Consider the following 18607-nt stretch of genomic DNA (forward strand, 5'->3'; position numbering starts at 1 on the left):
TAAGGCACTGGATTCAAGCTTTTAGCCCCCGCTCTTTTACCTGCTCCTGCTTGATAATTCTGACCAGATCCCCCATCTCCTCAGCCAGCAGTTCCAGGATATCATCAACGGTGATAATTCCAACCAATGCTCTGGCGGCATCCACCACCGGCAACCGTCTCATTCCACCTCCACGCATCCGCTGGAGGGTATCCCACAACCCATCATCCTCTTTAGCGGTAATCAGTTCACCGCTCATGAGATCACCGACGGTCAAAGATACCATATCCACCTGCGCTGCAATGACAGAAATAACAATATCCCGGTCAGTAACAATGCCGATGGGTTCCGGTTTGCCGCTGCGTTGATCAACAACGACCAAATCGCCCACATGGTGATGGCGCATGATTTGGGCTGTTTCAATGATGGTCGCCGTGGTTTCAACGATCACCACTTCACGATTGCAGAATTTTCCCACTGACATATGATTCCCCTTTTTCTATTAACTTAACTTTCTGAGTTGCATTGCCGGGGACATATTAGCAGGATGTTCGGGCTTGGCTCGTAGCCTGTCTGCCGACAGGCAGGCGGTATTGGCCGCCGAACGAATCACACGATGTGATTCGCGGCGGACGCGGGGATATTGCTTTAGCGCGCCCCACAAGCCGGCCTGTCTGCGTGCGGCACGCACAGGCAGGCCATGGACGGCCGGCGAGAATGAGCGAGAGCCATGCCGGAACATCCCTGTAAATTTCTTTCCGCTGTTTTTAGAACAAGTCAGAAAGTTGAGTATTAACTTATCACTGATTCATGAACGTCCCCTATACATATAGTGTATCAGCAAAACCATATTAGTCAAATGATGCAGGAATATTTCTGGCTATGGTGAAAACCAGTCCCTGGCACACCCTCACGGATTGCTGCCATACAGTCAAAGGTCGAGGACATTTTGCCTTTTATCTTGAAATGCTACTTCAGATATTTTTTTCTCCTGGTTATCATGGCCATTTATCAGCAAACGTCTTTCTCTATTTCTGTTAATGCATGGGGAATAGTCTGGAGAAGATCACCAGCGGTTATGCCATGTTTGTTTCCATCTTCTGCCAGTATATCAGCAGTCAGACCGTGAGCATAGACTCCCAGATGGCAGGCTGACAGGGGAGATAATCCCTGGGCCAGAAAACTGCCGATAATGCCGGTTAAGATATCGCCGGACCCAGCAGTTGCCAGGTATTGATTGCCACTGTTGTTAATGGCGACGTTGCCATCCGGGGCGGCAATGATGGTTCCGGCTCCTTTGAGAACCAGGCAAACATTATAGCGGCAGGCAAAATCACGGGACAGTTCGAGACGATTCTGCTGGACTTCCCGGGTGGGTATCTTTAACAGTCTGGACATTTCTCCCGGGTGGGGAGTAAGAATAATGTCAGCTTTTTTTTCTGCCAGTGCTTCCAAGTTCGGGGTTAAAACGGTGAGGGCATCGGCATCAAGAACCATGGGAATGGAAATGTTTTTCAGCAGTTTAATAATTAATTCATGGGCTTCGGCCTTGGTACCTAAACCAGGACCGACGGCAATGGCCTGTTTCCCCAGACAGATTTGCTCGATGTCGGGGACGTTCATCTCCCCTACCCGTCCCTGGCCACCATCGGCAATGGGCGTCATCATTAATTCCGGGATTCGGCCTTCGATGCCGGCAGCCAGGGATGATGGAGTGGCTAAGGTTGAGAGGCCACAACCGGTTTTTAAAGCGCTGTAGGCAGTATAAAGTGCAGCCCCGGATTTTCCCCGGGAGCCGGCGATAGTCAAAAGATGACCACGATTTCCCTTGTGACCGTTTAATGCCGGCGGCGGTGGCAGTAATTTCCGGCAATCGTCAGTGGTTAGTAACTTGGTAGCTTCCAGAGAATCAAGAAATACTGCTGGAATGCCAATATCGATAATTTTAACATTTCCGGCGTATTCTTTCCCAGGATAGACAAAAAGACCGGTTTTTCCATAGCCGAAGGTTACGGTGGCATCGGCTTTGACCGCATCTCCCAGCGGCACGCCCCGGTCGGCATGAAGGCCCGAGGGAATATCCAGGGCCAGGACATGATCCCCCAGCTGTTCATTGATTATGCCGATAACTGCTGCGTACAAACCACGGAGGGAGCTTTTAAGGCCGGTACCCAGAATTCCGTCAATGATCAGACTGAAATTTTCCGACTTCCGGCAAAAATTATCCCAGGCATCAATGGTGGTAATTTCAGTAACTGAACCACCCAGGTTCCGATAGCACTCCAGGTTGGTTCTGGCATCTCCATTTATCAAGGTCGCTTCAGCCAACAGGGCAACCTCAAGGTTTGTATAGCCGGCCAGCCGTAGCCAGCGGGCCACCACCAGGGCATCCCCGCCATTATTGCCTTTGCCGGCCAGGATTAAAACAGGATGGGTTTTTGACGGTAACCAGTTTTGTTTTTCGATAAATTTAAACGCCCCCTGTCCGGCCAGTTCCATCAGTACCACGCCGGGCACTCCCACTTCATTAATGGTTCTGGTGTCAAGTTCACGCATCTGCCTGGCAGTGACTAATTTCATAATGGATCTCCGGTAATAATTACAAAAGCCAGGGCAAATTCCTGCTCATGGCTGAGGCTGATCATACTGCCGGTAATTCCCCGCTTCCGGCATAATTCAGCTACCCGGCCGGAAAAAGAAAATTCAGGGCCGGCACCGGGCTGTCTACAGACCTCCATATCCTTCCAGCTGATCCCCTGGCTCAGGCCGGTCCCCAGCGCTTTCAGCATGGCTTCCTTGGCCGCAAAGCGGGCGGCGAAGTGGATGGCGGGACGTTTTTTCGGTAGGCAGTAGCTGATCTCGGCTGGTAAAAAAAGCCGCTTTAAAAAACGATCTCCGTAGCGGGAAATCAGTTCTTCAATGCGGCTGATTTTAACAATATCAGTGCCTATACCTCTAATTGTCGTCATTTTTCAGCTTAGCAGGGCCTTCATTTCCCGAACCGCTCTTTCCAGGCCCACCAGAACCGCCCTTCCGACAATGCTATGGCCGATATTCAGCTCATATATACCGGGAATTGCGGCAATTGGTTGAACATTACGATAATTTAAACCATGTCCCGCATTTACTTCGAGGTTAAGGTTGCGGGCCATAAAACAGGCAGCCTCGATTTTTTTAAATTCCTGATCCCGTTCGCTTGCTGTTTCGGCATCGCAATAGCGACCGGTGTGTATTTCGATAAAATCAGCCCCAACCTGTCTGGAGGCATCAATCTGGTCCGGATCAGGGTCAATAAACAGGCTGACGATGATTTCGTTTTCGTGAAAACGGCGGACAGCATTTTCCACCACTCCTTGCTGACCGATGACATCGAGACCGCCTTCGGTGGTCAGCTCTTCCCGTTTTTCCGGCACCAGGGTGACGCTCTCCGGTTTGACTTCTTCAGCAATGGCGATAATTTCCAGAGCCAGAGCCATTTCCAGGTTCAACCTTGTTTTTATCACCTGTCGCAGCAGGAAAAGATCGCGGTCCTGAATATGACGCCGGTCTTCGCGCAGGTGAATGGTAATTCCGTCCGCTCCGGCCAACTCCGCCAGGACCGCAGCGGCCACCGGATCGGGTTCGCTGATACCCCGAGCCTGGCGTATGGTTGCCACATGATCAATATTTACCCCTAGTTTAACCATGATGATTATGCTTCCTCTTGACCCAGATTCTGCTGAACCAGTTCGGCCAATTCATCCACATGGCCGGTAATCAGTTCAATGCTTTCCCCCTCCATCATCACCCGCAATTTATTTTCGGTGCCGGAATAGCGAACCAGCAACCGGCCGCGACCCTGGATCTCCAGCTCAATTTCATTAATTCGCTGATGGAGAACCGGCACCTGTTCCAGGGGCGGTTTGTTTTTCACCGGAATATTTTTTAACAGCTGGGGATAGGTAACCATCACTTCGGCCAATTCTGATAGCGGCTTACCGGTTTGAACCAGCACCGCTAATAACTGCAAAGCTGAAAGTATTCCGTCTCCAGTGGTATTGTGATCCATGAAAATCAGGTGGCCGGATTGTTCACCGCCAAAATTATATCCCTGCCGGCGCATCTCCTCAACAACGTAGCGATCACCCACCTGGGTTCTGACCACTTTGATTCCCTGGGGTTCCAGGGCTTTTTCCAGCCCCATGTTGCTCATCACCGTTGCCACCAGGGTGTTTTTTGCCAACCTGTTTTGCCGAGCCATTTCCAGGGCGCAGATAGCCATAATCTGGTCGCCGTTAATTTCGGTGCCCGTCTCATCGACAAATATTGCCCGATCGGCATCACCGTCAAAAGCGATACCCAGGTTGGCCCCAACTTTGAGAACTTCTTCTTTCAGCCGTTCCGGATGTAAAGAGCCACAATCAGCGTTAATATTTTTACCATTGGGGCTGATGCCGATGGCTGTAACCGAAGCTCCCAGCTCTTCAAAAACAGCCGGAGCAATTTTGTATGCTGCGCCGTTGCCACAATCTATAACCAGCTTCAGTCCTTCAAGATCCAACTCAGCCGGGAAAGTGTTTTTCAGAAAAACAATGTAACGACCGATGGCATCATCAATCCTGAATGCTTTGCCCACTTCATCTGCCGTTGGCCGCAGATCTTTGATGGCATCATGTAAGATAAGCTTTTCAATGGTTTCTTCCGTTTGATCGGGCAGCTTGAAACCGTCACGAGAAAAAATCTTGATCCCATTATCCTGAAAAGGATTATGGGAGGCGGAGATTACCATCCCGGCATCGGCCCTCATACTGTGGGTGAGAAAAGCAATGCCCGGGGTGGGCATGGGGCCGACAATCAGGACATCAACGCCCATGGAACAGATGCCGGATACCAGGGCATTTTCAATCATATATCCGGACAAGCGGGTATCCTTGCCGATGACAATGCGATGACGGTGGGTTTTTTTCTTACATATATAGGCGGTAGCCCGGCCAATCTGCAGGGCCATTTCCGCAGTCATCGGATCTATGTTGGCAATTCCTCTGACTCCGTCAGTACCAAAAAGTTTCTTCATCTATTTTCCTTCTTTAACAATACGGTTAAAAACAACTTCAATCTGAGGAGGATCAGCCCAGATCAGTTTCGCATCGTCCGGGAGGTTGACCTCAATGGGTAGCGTAGCAGTGTTTCCCTGGGGAACAGTATCCAGGGAAGCAAGATCAACCACTACTTTGGTGTCATGACGGATTTTATCAACCAGCATCTTCTGGGGAGAGTTGACCAGCAGATCAACAAAATAATTGCTGATACTGATCCGCCCAATGGTCGATGGCTTATTGATAAAGTTTATCCGGATTCCATTAATGCTCCGCTGAGTACGTTCCTCGCTGATGCTGATAAAAACTTTAACGGTCAAAGGATCAATAAACTTCAGTCTTTTAGGATCAAAGGAAAGGGTTATCTCTCTGGTTGCATTACCTTTGATCGTACTCAGGTTAACGGAATTGGTGAAAATCGTGTCAATATCCTGCAAATAGCTTTTGGTACCCCTGGCCAATACACTTCCAGGTTCAATTCTTGTTTCCGACAATTGATACCCTCGGGGCAGGGTTCCGCTGGTTTTTACTTTCACCGGCAGGTGTTTTTCGATGAGCTTATCCAGGATAACGGTAATAGCGACCGGAGTAATATCAATGACTTCAACTCCCAAGGGAAGATTCTTTAAATCTTTTTTCTCCAGCAGGATGACGTTTTCACCCATTTTAACATTCGACAGGTCAATATTAAAAAGCGGTTTTTTTTCTGTCAGGGGCCGTAACAGGGTGGATGAACCTTTCAGGCGGACATGGATGTCAGTAGGAATGTTGTTGACAATGGTGACATCATGGGGAATTCCTTTAAACTCCAGGGGGGCATCAATGCCCATTTCGTTTTTACTCTCACCAATAACAAAAAACCATAACAGTATGGCAATGATAACCGAAAGGATTTTCAAATAAAAATTGCTGAATAATAAAGACTGAATTTTGAGCATGTCCGGCCTTATAAGCACTTAGCTTTCAGCTATCAGCGGTCAGTTTTTAACAATCAGCTATTAATATAATGATCACATGCTGAAAGCTAATAGCTGAACTGCTAAAAAACAGGGATTACCTGATACGTAATAATGCCCGTATTGATTCCAAGTTTAGACCACTTTTTTTCTTTTTATCGGGCAGAAATATTTTCTTCAACACCTTTTTCAGAGAATCAATATCTTGGTTTCTGGTGAGCTTACCACCCATGGCCAACGAAATATTGCCGGTTTCTTCTGACACCACCACAACTATCGAATCAGTATCTTCGGTGATACCTATGGCCGCCCGGTGGCGGGTCCCATATTTTTTATCGATGTTGGGGTTGGTAGTCAGAGGGAGAAAACAACCGGCGGCAAGAATCCGACCTTCCATGATAATGACGGCACCGTCATGAAGTGGTGAGGATTGATTGAAAATACTTAACAATAAGTCATCAGTGACATCAGCATTGAGCTGTACACATCCCTCAATGACATTGGGCATCATGTTTTCCCGGACAAAAACAATCAAGGCGCCAATTCGTTTTAATGACATGGTGGCGCAGGCCTTGACGATTTTATCCAGGTACTGCTGTTTTTCCGATGAATTAATGGCAAAAGATGTTTTGCCGAACTTTGCCAGCGCCCGACGGATTTCATTTTGAAATAAAACGATAATGATCAGGATGATTGAACTGAGAAAACCGTTGAGAACCCAGTTAAGGGTATAAAATCCCAGGTAAAGAGAGACTTCATAAATGACAAAAACGAGGAAGAGACCCAGGAGAATCTGGAAGGCACGAGTTCCACGGATGATCACTAAAACATGGTAGACCAGAAAAGCAACAACCAGGATATCAAGAATATCCTGCCAGCGAAGATTGTAAAAAAAATCTACCATCATCTGATTATGTCTCTGTCAGGGTAATTCTAATGATAAGGATAACGTTCGGCACTCCTGATAGCATCAAGTACCAGTACCGCATCTTTAGTTGCTTCAATATCATGAACCCGAACAATATTAGCGCCGTTCCAGATGGCCTGGGCAACACTGGCAATCGTTCCGGCCAGTCGATTATCAACCTCTTGACCAGTGAGCCTGCCAAGAAAAGATTTGCGGGAAGTACCAACTAAAACTGGTAAGCCAAAAGTCTGAAATTCACGCAGGTATTTCAGGATTGTAAGATTATGATCAAGATTTTTTCCAAAACCAATGCCCGGATCAATAATAAGCTTTTCCTTTGCAACCTCTTGCTCAAGGGCAATGCCAATACCATCTTCGAGATAGGTCATAATTTCTTCAATGACATTATCATACTCAGGATTCACCTGCATATTGTCCGGCGTGCCCTTGATATGCATGAGACAAAGAAAAGCTTCAGCCCGGGAAACTATTGTAGCCATGTCAGCATCAAAATGACAACCACTGATATCATTAACCATATCAGCTCCAGCTTTCAGGGCTTCACTGGCTACCTGGCTCTTATAGGTATCAATGGAAATGGGGATATCATCTCTTTCAGCCCTGAGGGCTTCAATGATCGGAATGACCCGCTCAAGCTCTTGGTCTAAAGTTACTTTTGCGGCCCCGGGACGGGTGGATTCTCCACCAACATCAATAATCTGTGCACCTTCGGCAATCATCCGGCGGGCCTGATTCAGGGCGGCTTCTTTATTCTGGAACCGGCTTCCATCTGAAAAGGAGTCCGGGGTTACATTCAAGATCCCCATGATCAGGGTTTGCCGCCGCAGATCTGCTTCAATACTTCGACAGCTGAAACTCAACGGACGGGAGGTTTCATAATGGGAAATCACCTGTTGAATCTGGTCAGCCAGTCGGGGCAGGGAAAAAGGCTGGGCCCGCATTTTCTGCATGAACCGCCGAAACTGTTTTCTGGTAGCACTTAACAAAACCGCCCCATCGGGAGCGCTGCAATCAATAACCCCTCGGGCAACCGCGGCTTCGCCACCCACCGACAACATCTCCTGTTTGACAATATTGGCAGCCCGGGCCGGTAATGGTCCAACTCTTAAAGTATAATGGACCATCTTATTTTTCATCAGACTTATGCCATGAACATCCGTACCAATCTGCCGCATAATGGCAGCGGCTTCCTCGGGCTTGGAAATATCCTGGAAATGGACAAAGAATTTTCTCATCAGCTGCCGTTATCTTCCTGGGATAATTCAGTGACATTCTGACTGGAAACACCTTCTTTTTCCGCCGGATTTACCTCATCAGCAGTTTCTTCAGGTTCACCGGACGGTACAAAAGAAGACGCTGGCTTTGCAGCTTCTTCCTTTAATCCCAGAATCAGGTCAATCTCATCACTGTTCAACGATTCTTTTTCCAGTAAAACACTGGCCAGTTCATCAAGCTCTTTACGTTTATCTTTCAGGATGTCAGATGCTTTGGTATAGGAGTTATAGACAATTTCCTTGACTTCATTATCTATTTCAGTAGCTGTTTTTTCGCTGTAATCTTTAGCACTGGCCATTTCCCGGCCCAAAAAAACATGTTCCTCTTTTTTCCCGAAACTTACCGGACCCATTTTGCCCATCCCCCATTCACAGACCATTTTCCTGGCCAGATTGGTGGCTCGTTCAATGTCGTTGCCGGCCCCGGTACTGAAATGATTGAAAATCAGCTCTTCAGCTGCCCGACCACCCATGAGTACCGCAATGTTGTTGAGCAGAAAATCTTTATAATAGCTGTGTCGTTCATCAATGGGCAGCTGCTGTGTAAGTCCTAAAGCTCTACCACGGGGAATAATGGTAACTTTATGAATCGGATCAGTTCCGGGTAGAAAACGGGCGACCAGTGTGTGCCCTGCTTCATGAAAAGCAGTGTTCTTCTTTTCCTCCGGGCTGATGACCAGGCTACGGCGTTCGGCGCCCATCAAAACCTTGTCTTTGGCCTCCTCCATGTCATCCATTTCGACCTTGTTTTTATTCTTCCTGGCTGCCAGCAGGGCTGCTTCATTAATGAGATTGGCCAAATCCGCCCCGGTAAATCCAGGAGTTCCACGGGCAACTATTTTAAAATCTACCGTATCTGCCAGAGGAACATTTCGGGCATGAACCCGCAAAATACCTTCACGACCTTTGACATCCGGTGCCGGAACTACAACCTGGCGGTCAAATCTGCCGGGTCTTAAAAGTGCCGGGTCCAGAACATCCGGCCGGTTGGTTGCCGCAATCAGGATAACCCCTTCATTGGATTCAAAGCCATCCATTTCCACCAGCAGCTGGTTCAATGTTTGTTCCCGTTCATCATGCCCGCCACCCATGCCGGCACCCCGATGACGGCCCACAGCATCAATTTCATCAATAAAAATCAGGCAGGGAGCATTTTTCTTGCCCTGGCTAAAGAGGTCGCGTACCCTGGAAGCCCCGACCCCCACAAACATTTCGACAAAATCGGAACCGCTGATACTGAAAAACGGAACTTCAGCCTCACCTGCCACCGCTTTGGCCATCAATGTTTTGCCGGTACCAGGAGGACCAACTAACAGAACGCCTTTAGGTATCTTACCACCAAGACGGGTAAATTTTTTAGGATCCCGGAGGAAATTGATAATTTCTTCCAGTTCGGACTTAGACTCTTCACTGCCGGCAACATCTTTAAAGGTAAATTTTTTTTGATCTTCCGTCAGCAACTTGGCCCGACTTTTACCAAAAGACATGGCTTTGCCACCGCCTCCCTGCATCTGACGCATAAAGAAAATCCAGACACCGATAAGCAGCAGCATGGGGAACCAGGAGATGATCAGTGTCTGCCATATTGGGGGAGCGTTTTCGGGTTTAGCCGAGATTTTAACCCCTTTGCTGCGTAGCAGTTCAATCAGGTTCGGATCATCAGGCGCATAGGTTTTAAAGGTATTTGTTCCATATTGCCCGGTGATATTATGTCCCTGGATAGTCACTTCCTGAATCTGTCCATTATTAACCAGTTCAATGAAATCGCTGAAAGTAATCTCGTGTTGGCCAACCTTGGGACTGTTAAACACATTAAAAACCATGATCATGATTAAGCTTATGACCAGCCAGAGGGCCAGATTTTTATAAAACGGTTTAAGTTCTTTATTCCTTTTCATGTCTGATCGAATCTCTTTCTATTTAAGTGGAAGTTAAGGTGCAGGTTTTAAAATCCCACAACCAAATGGTAAGTGGTTGTTTATCATTCAGAATTATATGACATGGAACGGAGTTGGTTAGTACCATACTTACTCATTGTTTTTCAAGGTAAAACCGGAAGCCGGATTTTAAAAAGTGAGTTATTGCCAAAGGTGGTTGATTTGTTATATGATCGTTTTTAATGAAAAAAACTGTAGCAGGAACTATAAGGGTCACAAACAGATCTGCATTTTTTATCCGCGATGCTGGTGGAGCCTTGCCGCTCAAATTATCCTACCATGATCAGCTAAGATATCTTTTCATGGATGGTGATCGGTTAACGGCCTCTCTACGAACTGACCGGCGTGGGCGACTGCAGGTTCTACCGGTAAAGATCATCAGCCGGGCACTGTCAACCATTGCCGGGGTTGTCTCCTCGGAAGATGATAGCTTGTTTGTTATTCCGTTTGCCCTTCCGGCCATTAGCCGGTTCAGGCTTGATGGGCAGGAATCTGAAAATCTGAGTGATGGTGATGCAGTTATTGCCCGTATTATCCGTTACCCTTCCTATAATCAGTTTGGATATGTTGCGGTTGAGCGAATATTGGGCAAGTTTCATGACCCCTTAGTTGATGACCGGTTACTCATCCACCGCTACCAGCTTCCCAGACGCTTTCCCCGGGGTAGCAGGCAGTTGGCAAAAAAGCTTGCGGTTCCAGTCTGTAAATCAGAGCTGAAAAAAAGAACTGATTTCCGTCACCAGCAGTTTATTACCATTGATGGAGATACCGCCAGAGATTTTGATGATGCTGTGGCCGTCGATCAACTCAATGATGGTGGTTTCCGCTTATATGTCAGTATTGCCGATGTCAGTCATTATGTAAAACCAGGATCTATTCTTGACCGGGAAGCCTGCCGGCGCGGCACCAGTATCTATTTACCAAACCGTTGCATCCCCATGTTACCGGCAGAGCTCTCAAATGGTATTTGCAGTCTGCAGCCGGGACAGGATCGACTGACCATTACGGTTGTAATGGAATTTGATCATGCCGGAGGTCGAATCAGGGAATATTTTTGTCCCTCGGTTATCAACAGTAAGGCCAGATGGACCTATGCCATGGCTGCCGGGGTACTTGAAGGAAAGATTGACGCCAAATCTCTGCCTGCCCGATACCGCAATACAGTCGGCAAGTTACGATTAATGGAAAAATTATGCCGACTACTGAAAAAACAGCGTGGGAAACGGGGCAGCGTAGATTTTGATCTTCCTGAAGCGAATATTTCATTTGATGTTCAGGGAAATATTGAAAAGATCAGCCCCGCTTCGCATACCATTGCTCACCAGTTGATTGAAGAATTCATGTTGTCGGCTAATGAGACGGTGGCGACTCATCTGACCTGGCTTGATTCTCCCCTGCTCTACCGGATTCACCCGCAGCCGGAAGCAAAAAAGATTTCTCAGCTGCTGGAAACCCTGAAATGTTTCGGTTTATCTCTTAAAGGCTGGCGCTCTGTTCACCCACGGGCTTTTCAGGAGCTGCTTCATCAGGCCGCTCACCTGCCCGTGGCCCCGGTTATCAACAAATTGTTGTTGCAGATCATGCAGAAAGCCTGTTACAGCCCGGCCAATTGTGGTCATTTCGGTCTGGCACTGAAACACTATACGCATTTTACTTCGCCCATCAGGCGCTATCCTGACCTGATGGTCCAGCGATTACTCAAGGGGAATCTGTGGCCTGAAAACCATAAAGAAGTGGATATTTCGATCGATAAACTAGTCAGTATTGGCGATGAACTGTCCGGCCGGGAACGATTGGCTGTTGAGGCCGAAAGGACTTCCCTGATGGTAAAAAAACTTTTTTATCTTGAGAAACATACTGATGAAATGTTCAGCGGACTTATTTCCGGCATCAGTGAGGCTGGTTTATTCATCACCCTTGAGCAGATATTAGCAGACGGCTTGTTGCCTTTTCGTAATCTGGATGATTATTATGTTGTCCGGGATGATCGTCTCCATGCCGTTGGTGAGCAAAGTGGGAAAATTTATAGCATCGGAGATCGCCTGCAGGTATGCCTGGCAGCGGTAGACCCGGTGAAATGCCGTCTTGATTTATGCCTTCCTGAAGGCGAACGTGGGAAAAGTAGCAAAAAAACATTTACCGGCCGCAAGAAAGGTCAAACATATCGTCGGAGGAAAATGCGCTGATGAAACCCTGTATTGCTATCATCGGCCGACCTAATGTTGGCAAATCAACTTTTTTTAACCGGCTTGTCCGGAAAAGAAAGGCCATTGTTGCCAATTCTCCCGGGGTAACCCGGGACCGTATTTTTGCGGATGCCGAGTGGAATGGAAAAGAATTTCTCCTGGTTGATACCGGTGGCATGATTTTCGATCAGGAAGCCAATCTGCAGGCTGACATCTCCAGGCAGAGCATGGTGGCGGTTGATGAGGCTGATATCATTATATTCCTCATGGATGGCAAGGATGGGGTTATGGCTGAAGATGAAAACCTGGCACTTTATTTGCGTAAAACCAGGAAAAAGATTTTCTGGGTGGTGAATAAACTTGAGTCTCAGAAGTACCATGATGCCAGCATCGATTTTTATCGTCTGGGAATGGAGAGGTATTATTGCATTTCAACGGCCCATGGACTGGGAATCGGTGAATTGATGGATGATGTTACCGCTAACCTTGCGGTAACGGATGAAGAACTTGACAAAAGCGGGGAACAACAGCTGAGAATAGCGGTGGTCGGGAAGCCCAATGTTGGCAAATCTTCACTACTGAACCGGCTTCTGGGGGAAAAACGGCTGGTGACCAGCAATCAGCCGGGAACAACGATGGACGCTATAGAAGTGCCGCTTACGGTCAACGATCATCATTACCGCTTTATTGATACTGCCGGGTTAAGAAGAAAAGCCAGGGTTCGTGAGCAAATTGAAGGCTATGGGAATGTTGCCACGCTTCGCAGTATAGATTTTGCCCAGATAATTCTGCTGATGGTTGATGCGACGGTGGGAATTACCGACCAGGATATTCGTATTGCTTCACTGGCCCATAAAAAAAGTAAAGCCATAATTTTTGTTTTTAATAAAATTGATTTGCCGGATGCTAAGGATTTTAGCAAAAAAATAATGATGAACCTTCTCAAAGTCCGGCTTCCCTTTATTTATAATCCAAATGCAATGAGAGTTTCAGTAATTGAAAACCGCGGACTTAATAAAATATTTCCGCTGCTGCAAAAACTTGACAAACAGCTCCTTACCAAGGTGACTACCGGAAAATTGAACCGGATGCTCAAAGAGATCACCACCCAACATCAACACCCGCTGATTTATCATCACCCATTGAAATTTTATTATATTACCCAAATTTCCGGTATTCCTCCAGCCTTTGTGATTTTCTGCAATATGGTAACCGGAATAAAGCCATCATATGTCCGCTATCTGAAGAAAAAGATGATGGAATATCTTGCACTTGACGGAATACCTATAAGAATATTTTTTAGAAAAAGATGATTTATTGAGTTTCAATGGTAATAAATGCAGTTTTAGGCAATAAAAATAGTTATTTCCCCTTTTTTTCTTGACAGGATTCAGTAAAATCGATATTAAAATTTTGTTTCTGTAGATAAAATTGCGTTATAGTTCATCTGTAACATTATATTATCATTCCTAACCATATGTAATGATTGATTAATAATTGCATGATGTTTTTCAGGGGGGGGCATGAATAAGTCCGAAATGACCGAGGAACTTGCTGTTCAGGCTAATTTAAACAGTAAGGTTGCCGAAACCATCATTAATCTGGTAATTAATTCCATGAAAGATGCCCTTATTGATAATGACCGGATAGAATTGAGGGGCTTTGGCAGTTTCCATATTGAGCATTATGAATCTTATACCGGGCGTAATCCTAAAACTGGTGATTCGATTGAAGTGCCGCCCAAAAAATTACCTTTCTTCAAAGTCGGCAAAGAATTAAAAGAGAACATCAATAGAAAGTTTTTAAGTGAGAATTCATAGCTATGGTTAAAATATTAGATTTTTTTTCTCATAAAAAAAACTTGCCGAATATTCTGACTTTTTCCCGTATTGCAGTAGTTCCTTTGCTGATATTCCTGCTTTATTTTGATTCACGGATAATAAACTTCTTTACCGCCCTGCTTATTATTGCCGCGGCAGTAACTGATGCTCTTGATGGATATCTGGCGAGAAGGTATGAGCTGGTTACTTCTTTTGGAAAATTGCTGGATCCGGTTGCCGATAAAATTTTGCTGGTTACCACTATGGTGATGCTGGTTTTCCTGGGACGGGCACCGGCATGGATTGTTTGCTTGATACTCTGTCGCGAGATAGCTATCACCGGTTTGCGAGCTATCGTGGCTGAGCATGGAGTCATTATCGATGCAAGTCCTTTGGCCAAATATAAAACAATCTTCCAGATTGTTGCAGTAGTGGCATTAACGATTCACTATCCCCTTTTTGGCATTGACGCCCAGGTGGTAGGAACAATCTTCATCTGGATGGCATTTGGACTGACCTGGTGGACCGGCTATCAATATTTTGATAAGGCCTTACCATATTTTAATGGACCAGAGGAATGAAAATACCGGTGAGTTTTTTCTGTTGACTTTTGGAGAATAATCCTTTAAAAACTTTCGAGAATTTAACGGTCAAGGGCGGGAATAACTCAGTGGTAGAGTGCAACCTTGCCAAGGTTGAAGTCGCGGGTTCGAATCCCGTTTCCCGCTCCAATTCAGGTGGCTGATCAGCATACCATATGCTGATTTTTTTATGGTGGCGCCATCGCCAAGTGGTAAGGCAGAGGTCTGCAAAACCTCCATCCCCGGTTCGAATCCGGGTGGCGCCTCCAACTTTATTCCCCTCCGGATTTTAATATATGTTGCGAACGCCTGGATGGCGGAATTGGTAGACGCAAGGGACTTAAAATCCCTCGGTGTTATACACCGTGCCGGTTCGATTCCGGCTCCAGGCACCAATTTAATTTCAGCTTAAATTTTACCATTTACCTTCCTTACATTGACAATCAGCCTCTGTCCGTGATTACGCATACTTTCGGCGAAGGTGTCGACCAGAGACCGGGTTTCAGCCAGGGATATCCCTGAAGCCTTCACGGTCATAATTCCCCCATCATATTTTCCTTCTGCATAGCCCAGCTTATTATTCCTCAGATTCTGATCCAGAACCCAGATAAAACCTTCCAGCTTTTCCTGCATCCATACATCAGGTTTGCCAACCGCAAACTCTATAATGATATGAGGCATTGGGTGCATACTCTGTTTTTATTATTATCTCTGAAAGTTGAAAAACTACAGGATACTGAAAAATAGCACTATAATTTCACCACTGTCAATAACTAAGCTACATATTACGCACAGCTAACTCCTGGCTGAAAATAATTCAATATATGAAGAATTTTAAGTAATTGTAATGTATCCGGTTAATAAGCAGGTCTCAAGTTTTACAATTATTTGCCGATGCTACAATAATAACCGGCTACATGGATGTAGCGGCATCTTTATGCAGGGAGGCAGACAAAATGAAAATACTTTCATCAACGATAGATTTTTCCGGCACTCATCAATTGCAGATCAGCCATGAACAGTCAGAAAGATTACAGGTCTGGAGTGGAGGAAATGCTGATTTTGAGGTAGACAAACCAGGATTAGTGGACAGGTCGGCAGCTGATGATTCCATTCAGATATCCACCTCTGCAAAAAAACTTTTCAAACAACTGATGAAGTCATACCACCACCATCATCAGCCGAGAACAAAAACCCGAGCAGCTTCCGGCAGTGATGATATTTCTATTGAAATATCACCTGAAGATAAGCAAAAACTCATGATTCTGGAAAAACTGTGGGAACGATTAACCGGGAAAAAGATATCATTGCATATTGTTTCCGGAAAGGGTTTTAAAAAACAGAACCATGATAATGGCATACAAACGGCGGATGGACAGACAGGTGGAGCAGGCCTGGAATATGATTATCATGAAAGTTACCATGAAGAAGAAAAGATGTCATTTAATGCTGATGGAGTTATCAGGACTGCAGACAATCGGGAAATCAACTTTTCTGTTGAGCTGAATATGAGCAGGGAATTTCATCAGAGTCTGGATGTCTCGATAAGAGCTGGAGATGCTAAATTGACCGACCCGCTGGTCATTAATTATGATGGCCATAGTGCTGGTCTCACAGAACAGAAATTTGCTTTCGACCTGGATAGTGATGGGAATGAGGAACAGATTTCCATGTTGCAACCGGGGAGCGGTTTTCTCGCCCTGGATCGCAACAATGATGGAGTTGTCAATAACGGCAGTGAATTGTTTGGTCCCCAGAGTGGCAGTGGGTTTCAGGAGCTTGCTGCTTTTGATGAAGATGGAAATCAATGGATTGATGAAAATGATTCGGTATTCGATCGCTTAAGGATATGGAGTATGGATGAATCAGGTAAATCTTACCTGTTTGCCCTGGGTCAGAAAGATATCGGTGCTATTTATCTTGGTCATCTTGACACCCCTTTCCAGTTGAAAGATAATCAAAACCGATTATTGGGTCAAATCAGTTCCAGTGGTATCTACGTCCAGGAACAAGGTACAGTGGGCACGATACAGCAGATTGACCTGGCAATCTGACTGCCGGCAATTCATTTATCTTCCATTTTCTTGTTCAACCGGATGCATTATGCTATTATGTGGTAATTTCATCCGGCTGCTAACAACCTCGCCTGTGGTGACAGCTTTAAAAAACTGTCACTGATTACAGCTTCGGCAAGGGGACGTCGCTAAAGCAATGTCCCCGATCCTTGCTGCCGGAAAATCACCCTCATAGAGAATTTTTTGTGTCTGACTGGATTCATATCGATAAAGATGAACGGCATGTGGCCCGGGAAAGGGAAAAAGCCCGCAATCTCCGACATTCCACCTGGTGGCGTAACAAACTGGCTGCGGGTATCTGCTACTATTGTCAGCAAAAATGCCGTCCTGAGGATTTGACCATGGATCATATTGTGCCACTTTCCCGGGGCGGGAAAAGCAATAGAGGCAATTTGGTTCCCTGCTGTAAAACCTGTAATAACCGGAAGAAACATCTAACGCCGGTGGAAATGATTCTGGACCAGCTTCCTGGTTTAGATGACTGAATAATACTTATCTACTTACCCTTACAATGCTGAATTCCTGGCCGATCCTCAAGAATTAAAAACGTTCAATTAATTTATCTATCAGGTAGCTGCTCTCCCTCATTGCCTGGTCACCAAAAGGTCCAAACCATGCCGATATACGGCTGAATTCCCGGCAGAATTCTTCTTTATCCGCAGTATTCAACATTTCAAGCTGTTCAACCATGGAGGCAAGATATGATTTTAAGAGTTCCTGTCGCTCAGGAGTGGCGAAAATAATTTCCGCGTAGAGCTTGGGGTCCTGCGCGAACAGCCTGCCGACCATCCCCAGTTCCAAACGGTAAATGGGACTGGAAAATTCAAGGGATTTGAATATGTCAGCCTTTTGTTGATAGAGGAAGCGGCCGAAACCAAAAGTGGCAAAGTGGCGCAGCGCCTGGACATAAGCCATGACTTCATCATGTTCATGGGCGTCGGTAGTTACCGTAATTGCCCCCCAGGCATTTAACTGGTCCATAAGCCATTGACACTGTTCCGGCATCCTTCCCGGGGTTTTCACCACAATCTGTTTATCCATGGTTGAAGTGTCGGGGCCAAATAATGGGTGGAGTCCGATAACCGGTCCCCGGTGGGCTTTCAGCATGGCCTGTAATGGCAATTCTTTGATACTGGTAATATCAGCAAGAATTGCCTCTTCAGGCAGATAAGGACCCAGATTTCGGATAACCTCAGCAGTTGCCTCAATGGGAACTCCTACCAGTGCCAGATCAATCTCCTGGCAGAGGGAAGCCACCTGAGTCCAGTCATCTTGATCCAGAATCCGCACCCGGTAACCAGCGGCATTGAACCATCGATGGAAATAGCGGCCCATTTCACCTGATCCGCCAACCAACAGAATTGCAGCTCCCGGCTTGATAGCCTTCCGGGATAATTGTTGGCTTTGTGATACCCGTGAATGGCGCAGTATAAGACGATACAACTCTTCAATAAAATCAGGATCCAGTCCTTCACAACTGCCTTGCTTCCGGCGTTGGGAAATGAGATTTTCCTCTCTGGCGGGGTGATAGACAGGAAGACGATACTTTTTTTTGAGTTGAATAACCTCTTCAACCAATTCCCGGCGTTCTGCCAGCAGGGAAACAAACCGGTCATCAATGTCATCTATCTTTTGACGCAACTGGTCTAGCTCATGTTCAATATCGGGGGTGTTCATATGAAGAACCTCAGACCACCTTACCCCCTTGAGGGGTATAAAAAACAAGAAATTGTTAAGTGCTTCACGGGTTCTTTGCCGTCAGGCAAAGGTTCCGATGAAGAAACTTATGCAAGGCT

Annotated in this window: 18 protein-coding genes and 3 tRNA genes; 9 read left to right on the plus strand and 12 right to left on the minus strand. The window is 46.2% G+C overall.

Translation table 11 applies throughout. The features are described from left to right. Positions 1-13 precede the first annotated feature (13 nt). The 10 genes from U9P07_06880 to ftsH all read right to left on the minus strand — a co-directional run bounded on the left by U9P07_06880 (position 14) and on the right by ftsH (position 10110). On the minus strand, positions 14-463 hold the full coding sequence (locus U9P07_06880) for a CBS domain-containing protein (protein ID MEA2109129.1): 450 nt from the start codon (positions 461-463) through the stop codon (positions 14-16). Between the two features lie 18 nt (positions 464-481). Then, positions 482-721, minus strand: coding sequence for a hypothetical protein (locus tag U9P07_06885; GenBank protein ID MEA2109130.1), 240 nt, complete (start codon positions 719-721; stop codon positions 482-484). Between the two features lie 269 nt (positions 722-990). Further along, positions 991-2559, minus strand: coding sequence for an NAD(P)H-hydrate dehydratase (locus tag U9P07_06890; protein MEA2109131.1), 1569 nt, complete (start codon positions 2557-2559; stop codon positions 991-993). Next, on the minus strand, positions 2556-2948 hold the full coding sequence (gene acpS, locus U9P07_06895) for a holo-ACP synthase (protein MEA2109132.1): 393 nt from the start codon (positions 2946-2948) through the stop codon (positions 2556-2558). Before acpS ends, U9P07_06890 begins: the two co-directional genes overlap by 4 nt. Before the next feature lie 3 nt (positions 2949-2951). Next, positions 2952-3665 (minus strand): pyridoxine 5'-phosphate synthase, encoded by a 714-nt coding sequence (locus U9P07_06900; protein ID MEA2109133.1) that lies wholly within the window; start codon positions 3663-3665, stop codon positions 2952-2954. A gap of 5 nt (positions 3666-3670) precedes the next feature. After that, positions 3671-5032 carry a phosphoglucosamine mutase gene (glmM, locus tag U9P07_06905; protein ID MEA2109134.1) on the minus strand — a complete coding sequence of 454 codons (1362 nt, stop codon included), beginning with the start codon at positions 5030-5032 and terminating at the stop codon, positions 3671-3673. Then, positions 5033-5953: a CdaR family protein gene (locus U9P07_06910; protein ID MEA2109135.1), complete on the minus strand. Its 921-nt coding sequence runs from the start codon at positions 5951-5953 to the stop codon at positions 5033-5035. Positions 5954-6107: 154 nt separating this feature from the next. Beyond that, positions 6108-6917, minus strand: a complete 810-nt coding sequence (cdaA, locus tag U9P07_06915; GenBank protein MEA2109136.1) for a diadenylate cyclase CdaA — start codon at positions 6915-6917, stop codon at positions 6108-6110. 26 nt (positions 6918-6943) lie between these two features. Next, the gene (gene folP, locus U9P07_06920; protein ID MEA2109137.1) at positions 6944-8173 is read right to left on the minus strand and encodes a dihydropteroate synthase; all 1230 of its coding nucleotides are present in this window, start codon (positions 8171-8173) and stop codon (positions 6944-6946) included. Then, positions 8173-10110, minus strand: a complete 1938-nt coding sequence (ftsH, locus tag U9P07_06925) for an ATP-dependent zinc metalloprotease FtsH (protein ID MEA2109138.1) — start codon at positions 10108-10110, stop codon at positions 8173-8175. Before ftsH ends, folP begins: the two co-directional genes overlap by 1 nt. A 221-nt stretch (positions 10111-10331) precedes the next feature. On the opposite strand from ftsH, the gene rnr reads away from it, so the two are divergent. The 7 genes from rnr (at position 10332) to U9P07_06960 (ending at position 15131) form a co-directional block, all read left to right on the plus strand. Beyond that, the gene (rnr, locus tag U9P07_06930; protein ID MEA2109139.1) at positions 10332-12335 is read left to right on the plus strand and encodes a ribonuclease R; all 2004 of its coding nucleotides are present in this window, start codon (positions 10332-10334) and stop codon (positions 12333-12335) included. Beyond that, positions 12335-13648 (plus strand): ribosome biogenesis GTPase Der, encoded by a 1314-nt coding sequence (gene der / locus U9P07_06935; protein ID MEA2109140.1) that lies wholly within the window; start codon positions 12335-12337, stop codon positions 13646-13648. Before rnr ends, der begins: the two co-directional genes overlap by 1 nt. Before the next feature lie 210 nt (positions 13649-13858). Continuing rightward, positions 13859-14155: an HU family DNA-binding protein gene (locus U9P07_06940; protein ID MEA2109141.1), complete on the plus strand. Its 297-nt coding sequence runs from the start codon at positions 13859-13861 to the stop codon at positions 14153-14155. 2 nt (positions 14156-14157) lie between these two features. Further along, positions 14158-14736, plus strand: a complete 579-nt coding sequence (pgsA, locus tag U9P07_06945; protein MEA2109142.1) for a CDP-diacylglycerol--glycerol-3-phosphate 3-phosphatidyltransferase — start codon at positions 14158-14160, stop codon at positions 14734-14736. Positions 14737-14811: 75 nt separating this feature from the next. After that, positions 14812-14886, plus strand: a tRNA-Gly gene (locus U9P07_06950). Positions 14887-14931: 45 nt separating this feature from the next. Beyond that, positions 14932-15005: transfer RNA gene (locus U9P07_06955), tRNA-Cys, on the plus strand. Positions 15006-15043: 38 nt separating this feature from the next. Beyond that, a tRNA-Leu gene (locus U9P07_06960) sits at positions 15044-15131 on the plus strand. 13 nt (positions 15132-15144) lie between these two features. On the opposite strand, the gene U9P07_06965 is transcribed toward U9P07_06960, so the two are convergent. Further along, a complete protein-coding gene (locus U9P07_06965; protein MEA2109143.1) occupies positions 15145-15417 on the minus strand; it encodes a hypothetical protein in 273 nt (90 codons plus the stop codon). Positions 15418-15692: 275 nt separating this feature from the next. On the opposite strand from U9P07_06965, the gene U9P07_06970 reads away from it, so the two are divergent. Together U9P07_06970 and U9P07_06975 are read left to right on the plus strand one after the other, a co-directional pair. After that, positions 15693-16790, plus strand: a complete 1098-nt coding sequence (locus U9P07_06970; GenBank protein ID MEA2109144.1) for a hypothetical protein — start codon at positions 15693-15695, stop codon at positions 16788-16790. 206 nt (positions 16791-16996) lie between these two features. Next, the gene (locus U9P07_06975; GenBank protein ID MEA2109145.1) at positions 16997-17296 is read left to right on the plus strand and encodes an HNH endonuclease; all 300 of its coding nucleotides are present in this window, start codon (positions 16997-16999) and stop codon (positions 17294-17296) included. A 55-nt stretch (positions 17297-17351) separates the two neighbouring features. Here the strand turns inward: U9P07_06975 and tyrA are convergent, their stop codons facing one another. After that, positions 17352-18488: a bifunctional chorismate mutase/prephenate dehydrogenase gene (tyrA, locus tag U9P07_06980; protein MEA2109146.1), complete on the minus strand. Its 1137-nt coding sequence runs from the start codon at positions 18486-18488 to the stop codon at positions 17352-17354. Between the last annotated feature and the right edge of the window lie 119 nt (positions 18489-18607).

Source organism: Pseudomonadota bacterium, from assembly GCA_034660915.1.
GTDB lineage: Bacteria > Desulfobacterota > Anaeroferrophillalia > Anaeroferrophillales > Anaeroferrophillaceae > DQWO01.